Raw genomic sequence first — 6,441 nt, forward strand, 5'->3', positions numbered from 1 at the left:
CCCCGCGTCGCCGGGTGCGGGCCCGTTCAGGTCCTGAGGGCGCGGCTGCGCCCGCGGAACTCGGCCAGGACGTCGTCCCCGCGCGTGATCGTGACGTCGTAGATCCCGCCACGCCCGAGGCGGGTGCGCTCCCGCGAGGTCGCGGTCAGGACGTCCCCCTCGTGCGCGGGCCGTACGAAGTCGATGTCGGCGCCCGCCGCGACGGTCACGGGTCCATGGCTGTTGCAGGCGCACGCGAAGGCACTGTCGGCGAGGAGGAAGAGATAGCCGCCGTGGGCCGTCCCGTGCCCGTTCACCATGTCCCCGCGCACGCTCATCCGCAGGGTGGCCCAGCCGGGACCGGTGCCCACGAGCGCGATACCCAGACTCCGGGAGGTCGGGTCGGCGTCGAAGTACTCCCGCCCGGGCCCGTCACCATCGGGCCCGTCACCACCGGCCAGGCCCCCTCGGGCCGCCTGATCGGCCGGGCTCCCACCTGCGCTGTCCGTCATGCGGCCGATCCTAGGGGGTGTCCGGAAAGCAGCGCCGTCCGGCCGCGGGGCGGGCACCTCGCCTGCCGGCCCCGGCTCATACGCTCCGCAGCGTCGCCTCCACCGGGCGGCCCGGCTGGAGTGTGAGGCCCGTCTTCGGCGGGATCTCACCCGGGCCCAGGTCGAGCCGGAACCGCTGGGCGAGCGTGGCCAGGACGAGTACCGCCTCGACCGTCGCGAAGCGCGCGCCCAGGCACGCCCTGGCGCCGCCGCCGAACGGGAACCACGCGTGGTCCGGCACCGGACGCGCCTCCTCGTCCCATCGCTCGGGGCGGAACGCGTCCGGCTCCGGGAACCAGCGTTCGTCGCGCTGCGCGCTCCACTGGCTCGCCCACAGCACCGTCCCCTCCGCCACCGGCCGGCCGCCCAGCGTCGAGCCCTCCTTCGCGATGCCCGTCATCAGCCATACGGGAGGGTAGAGCCGCAGGGTCTCCCTGATGATCTGTTCCGTCCAGCGCAACTCCTTGAAGTCGTCGAAGCCGGGCGTACGGCCCCGAAGGACGGTGGTCAGCTCATCGGCGAGACGCTCCCGCGCCTCAGGGTTGCGCGAGAGCAGGTACCAGGCCCAGGTCAGCGTCGTCCCCGTCGTCTCGTGGCCCCCGATGTAGAGCGTGACCGCCTCGTCCCGGATCTCCTTGTCGGTCAGCCGGTCGCCCTGCTCGTCGCGGGCGGCGAGCAGCCTGCTGAGGAGGTCGTCGCGGTCCGCGCCGTTACGGTGCCGTTCCTCCGTCACCCGGTTGACCTCGCTGTCGATGACCGCGACGGCCTTCTTGAGCCGCTGCCGTCCCGGCGTCGGAATCCACGCCGGCAGGAACAGCGTGAGGCCCCGGAACTCGTCGCCGATGGCCGCCTGCGCGGTATCCATGGCCGGTCCGATCGTGCCTTCGCGGCCCGCCGTGTCCGTACCGAACAGGGTCCGTACGGCGATGCGCTGGGTGAGGCCCAGCATCTCCCGCCGTACGTCGATGTGTTGGCCCGGTTGCCAGGTCTCGGCGAGTGAGGACGCGCAGTCGGTCATGGTCTCCGCGTACGCGCGGACCTGGCGGGGCCGGACCACCGGCTGCACCAGCGCGCGCTTACGCCGCCACGCGGCTCCTTCGGAGGTGACGATCCCCTCGCCGAGCACCAGCTTGAAGGCCCAGCCGAGTTCCGGGTGGCGGTACTGCGTCTCGACCCCGGTGAGCAACTCCCCGATGTGCTCCGGCTGCGACAGGAACAGCGCGCGCTGCGGGCCGAGCCGCCAGGAGACGACGTCGCCGTGGCCGCGCAGCTTGGCGAAGAAGCCGAGCGGGTCGCGCGAGAAGGCCGGCAGATTGCCGATCAGGGGCAGTTGCCGGGGGCCGGGCACCGGCGTGGCGGAGGGGCCCGGTGCGGGCGTGTCATGGCCGGTCGGGGAAGACGTACCCGTGGTCATCTGAAGTCCTTGGCGCTGGAGGCGGCGTACTGATGTTCCTACGGCCATCAGCCAACCCGCCCCGCGCGGCGGACGCCAGACGACATTCGGCCCGTGATCGCCCGGCCACGGGCCGCATGGCGCGAGGGCAGCCGTTCCCCCCGCCGCCCGTGGGCGACCGGGGCAACGACTGCCCTCGTACGGTCCTGTTGAACTCGGTTCACCGGCCTCAACTGCCCGGTGTCAGTTCACCGGAGTCGGTCCTGCCGGCCTCGGTTCAGCTCACCGGCGTCGGTTCAACGGTGTCAGCTCACCGGCGTCGGCGAGGACGGCTTGTCCCCGTCCGCCACCGCCTGCTTGGCCTCCTCGGCGAGCCGTTCCATGCCGCTCGTCGTCTTGAGCGGCTTCTCCTTGATGAACAGCACGGCCACCAGCGCGAGCGCGGCGAACGGGGTGGCCACCAGGAACAGTTCGGCCGTCGCCAGCCCGTACGCGTGCTCCACGATCTCCCGCATCGGCGCGGGAAGTTTCGTCACGTCCGGCACGGCTTCGCTCGATCCGCCGGCGGACGCGTCCGTGCCCAGGCTCTTGGCCATCTCAGACGCCACCCGGTTGGCCAGGATCGCGCCCAGGACGCTGGTGCCGATCGTGCCGCCCATGCTGCGGAAGAACGACAGCACGGAGGTGGCGGCGCCCAACTCGGAGGCGGGCACGTCGTTCTGGGCCGCGAGGACCAGGTTCTGCATCAGCAGGCCCACGCCGATACCGAGAACGGCCATGTAGAGGCTGAGCAGTCCGAAGCCGGTGTTGGCGTCGATGGTCGCCAGCATGGCCAGACCCGCCGTCATGATGACGCCGCCCGCGACCAGGTAGACCTTCCACTTGCCGGTGGCGCTGATGAGCTGGCCCGCGACCGTGGACGACACGAGCAGACCCAGGATCATCGGCAGACCCATCAGCCCCGCCACGGTGGGCGACTTGCCGAGCGCGATCTGGAAGTACTGCGAGAGGAAGACGGTGCCGCCGAACATCGCGACACCGACGAGCAGGCTCGCGACCGTGGTCAGCGTGACGGTGCGGTTGCGGAAGATGGTGAGCGGGATGATCGGTTCCGGCACCCTCGCCTCCACATAGACCGCGGCGACGAGCAGCAGCACACCACCGCCGGTCAGCGCGGCCGTCTGCCAGGACGCCCAGTCGAACTGGTTGCCCGCCAGGGAGGTCCAGATGAGGATCGAGGAGACACCGGCGACGATCAGGAAGGCGCCCAGGTAGTCGATCTTCACGTCCCTGCGGACGGTCGGCAGGTGGAGCGTGCGCTGCAGCAGCGCGATCGCGATCAGCGCGAAGGGCACACCGATGAAGAAGCACCAGCGCCAGCCGAGCCACGAGGTGTCGACCATGACGCCACCGACCAGCGGTCCCGCGACGGTGCCGACGGCGAACACCGCGCCGAACATGCCGGCGTACTTGCCGAGCCGGCGCGGCGGGATCACGGCCGCCATCACGACCTGCGCGAGCGCGGTCAGACCGCCGGCGCCGATGCCCTGCATCACCCGGCTGAAGATGAGTAGTTCGATGCCCTGCGAGAACCCGGCCAGCAGGGACCCGACGACGAACATGCCGAGCGAGAGCTGGAGCAGCAGCTTCTTGTTGTAGAGGTCGGAGAGCTTGCCCCACAGAGGCACCGTCGCGGTCATCGCGAGCAGTTCGGAGGTGACGACCCAGGTGTACGCGGACTGGCTGCCGCCCAGGTCGGCGATGATGCGCGGCAGTGCGTTGGCCACCACGGTGCCCGCCAGGATGGCGACGAACATGCCGGCCATAAGGCCCGACATGGCCTGGAGTATCTGTCGGTTGGTCATGGAGGTGGGCGCCTGGTCGGGCGCCTCGATTGCGGTCAAGGTGGCCTTCTTATGATTCCGTGGAACGACCGCCGGACGGACGGTCGTCGGTCTGTGGGGTCGGCCGGGGCAGCCCGGCGGACAGGTGCGTGAAGACGTCCCGGAAGATGTCGGGGAACGAGACCGGCGGGGACTGCGCGTACCAGTGCTCGACGGAGACCCTTACCGCCGTACCGGCGACGGCGGCGAGCAGCCGCGGGTACAGCGCGATGTCGGTGTCGTCGCAGGGGTCGGCGTCGGTCCCGGCGGAGGTCCCGGCGCCGCGGTCGCTCTCCGAACCGACGCCGCCGCGTTCGCCGCTGTCGGGGCTGTCGGTGCCGTCGCCCGGAGCGAGCCGTTGCGCGATCGTCCGTGCCAGGTCGCGTTCCTCGGCCATGTGCTGACCGAGGCCCCTGGCCAGCAGATGCGGGGATTTCTGGAGGACCTTGGCGCGCAGGCTCCACACCTCGTGCCGCTCCTCGACATCGGCCAGTTCGCCGGCCATGGCCTCGCGTACCGCGTCGAGGGGAGACAGCTCGGCCGGGGCGTCCCTTACGGCGCACCGGATCCGTTCGCCGATCTCGGTGTCCAGCATGACGAACGCGTCGTCGTGACTGTCGAAGTAATTGAAGAACGTCCGCGCGGAGACGCCGGCGGCGCTGCTGATGGCTTCGACGGTGACATTCTCCGCGCCGTGCTCCGCGGCGAGTCGTACGGCCGCCTCGCCCAGCGCCGCGCGCGTGGCTTGCTTCTTGCGTTCACGGAGACCCGCTCCGGCACCCTTGGTCGTCACACCTTGCATAGTATGCAAATCTGCAGACTCTGCAAAATTGATAACGGGCAATGGCTTTTCAACAACCACCCTGACGGTATTCGCGCTGTTCAGAAACTGTTTGCGGCCACTTGTCGGCGCAGTGTAAGCAGCGCAATTCGCGCGCAGGCTACACTGGTGATTAGGAGGCCCCAGCCCCTGACTTCCCGCTGTCCCATGAGTGTGGGCAGCAGCACTGGTCCTCGGTGAGGATGTCAGCGGCATTCGCAGCGGCCATACCCAGTTGTCGCGTCACCGGAGTGGACCACGTCCAACCGCAGGCAGCGATCGAGCTGTCCGCCGCAGTTGCCCACCCGTCCACGACCGGCAGCGACGTCCCCCTGGGCTTGTGTTCCTCACCGGCCACCCTGCCTGCCGAGCCGTCATACACCGGCACACGGTCGTGACACATTCGAAAGGCGTGGCCGCATGTCAGTCAACACCGTCAGTACCGTGGAGGATTCAGCGGTACTGGAACCAGGCGCCGATCTCGCGGGTGAGGCCGCGGAACAGGCGTGCAGGGAGACGGGCAGCGATTTCGCCCGGCTCTCCAAGAAGATCAACGCCGCCGGTCTGATGCGACGGCGGCCCTGGTACTACGCCGTGCGCACGGGCATCGTCGCCGGTCTCTTCGCCGCCGGCTGGGTCGCCTTCGTGCTCGTCGGCGACAGCTGGTGGACGCTCGCCGTCGCCGCCTTCCTCGCCGTGGTCTTCGGCCAAGTGGCGCTCGTCACGCACGATGTGGGCCACCGTCAGGTGTTCCGGCTGCGCAAGGCCAGCATGCGCGCCGGCAAGCTCGCCGGGAATCTCGGCATCGGCATGGGTTACGGCTGGTGGCAGGACAAGCACTCCCGGCACCACGCCAACCCCAACCACACGGAGTTGGACCCGGACGTCGTCCCCGACATCCTCGTGTGGACGCAGGGCCAGGCCGAGGTCGCCAAGGGACTTCCCCGCCTCATCGGCCGTTCGCAGGCATTCCTGTTCTTCCCCCTCCTCACGCTCGAGGGCTTCAATCTGCATGTCGCCGGTGTGCGCGCGCTGGCCAACAGCTCGCTGAAGCAGCGGACTTCGGAGGGCGTTCTGCTCTTCACGCACTTCGCGCTCTACCTCGGCGCGCTGTTCGTGGTGCTGCCGCCCGGCAAGGCGATCGCCTTTCTCGCCGTCCACCAGTGCCTGTTCGGTCTCTACCTGGGCTCGATCTTCGCGCCCAACCACAAGGGAATGCCGACCCTGACCGGCGACGACCGCCCGGACTTCCTGCGGCGTCAGGTGCTCACCTCGCGCAATGTGCGCGGCGGTTGGTTCATCGACATCGCGCTCGGCGGCCTCAACTATCAGATCGAGCACCACCTGTTCCCGAACATGCCGTCGCCGCAGCTGCGCGAGGCGCAGCCGATCGTCCGGCAGCACTGCGAGGAACTGGGCGTCAGCTATCTGGAGACCGGCCTGATCACCTCGTACAGCCAGGCCCTGCGGAGCCTGCACGACGCGGGGGCCCCGATCAGGGCGAAGAACACGGCCACGAAGACTGACCTCAGGGCCGAGGCCACAGACGAAGCCACGACCGAGGCCACAACCGACGTCAAGGCCGACGCCAGGATTGACGTCAAGGCCGACGCCTAGGCCGTCGGGTCCGAACCTGTCGTGAGATGAACGACGTTGGACTGCTCGCCGTAGACGAAGGCGCGTACGCGGTACGACGCCCGCTTCTCCTCGGGCAGGGTGATCAGTCCGAACGAATTGATGTCCGGATTCAGTAGTGGGGCAGGGCCGGACGCCCGGCCGGCCGGCGGGGGCCCAGACCGACACAAAAAAAACCAC

At 69.4% G+C, this 6,441-nt stretch carries 5 protein-coding genes and 1 pseudogene; 1 reads left to right on the top strand and 5 read right to left on the bottom strand.

Going from position 1 to position 6,441, the window contains the following annotated elements:
- Positions 1–26 precede the first annotated feature (26 nt).
- The 4 genes from paaI to ACFUN8_RS36570 form a co-directional block, all read right to left on the bottom strand.
- Positions 27–491, bottom strand: a complete 465-nt coding sequence (gene paaI, locus ACFUN8_RS36555) for a hydroxyphenylacetyl-CoA thioesterase PaaI (protein ID WP_383647534.1) — start codon at positions 489–491, stop codon at positions 27–29.
- Between the two features lie 76 nt (positions 492–567).
- Positions 568–1,944, bottom strand: a complete 1,377-nt coding sequence (locus tag ACFUN8_RS36560; protein ID WP_383647536.1) for a cytochrome P450 — start codon at positions 1,942–1,944, stop codon at positions 568–570.
- A 284-nt stretch (positions 1,945–2,228) separates the two neighbouring features.
- Positions 2,229–3,788, bottom strand: a complete 1,560-nt coding sequence (locus ACFUN8_RS36565) for an MDR family MFS transporter (protein WP_383647544.1) — start codon at positions 3,786–3,788, stop codon at positions 2,229–2,231.
- Between the two features lie 49 nt (positions 3,789–3,837).
- Positions 3,838–4,608 carry a TetR family transcriptional regulator gene (locus ACFUN8_RS36570; protein WP_383647539.1) on the bottom strand — a complete coding sequence of 257 codons (771 nt, stop codon included), beginning with the start codon at positions 4,606–4,608 and terminating at the stop codon, positions 3,838–3,840.
- 462 nt (positions 4,609–5,070) lie between these two features.
- Here ACFUN8_RS36570 and ACFUN8_RS36575 point away from each other — a divergent pair, with 462 nt between their 5' ends.
- Entirely contained in the window at positions 5,071–6,243 is a 1,173-nt protein-coding gene (locus tag ACFUN8_RS36575) for a fatty acid desaturase family protein (protein WP_383647541.1), read from the top strand.
- Here ACFUN8_RS36575 and ACFUN8_RS36580 read toward each other — a convergent pair.
- A pseudogene (locus ACFUN8_RS36580) lies at positions 6,240–6,441 on the bottom strand (hypothetical protein); the annotation flags it as partial. The gene ACFUN8_RS36575 and the pseudogene ACFUN8_RS36580 overlap by 4 nt on opposite strands.

It is taken from the genome of Streptomyces sp. NPDC057307 (assembly GCF_042667665.1).
Classification (GTDB): Bacteria; Actinomycetota; Actinomycetes; order Streptomycetales; family Streptomycetaceae; genus Streptomyces.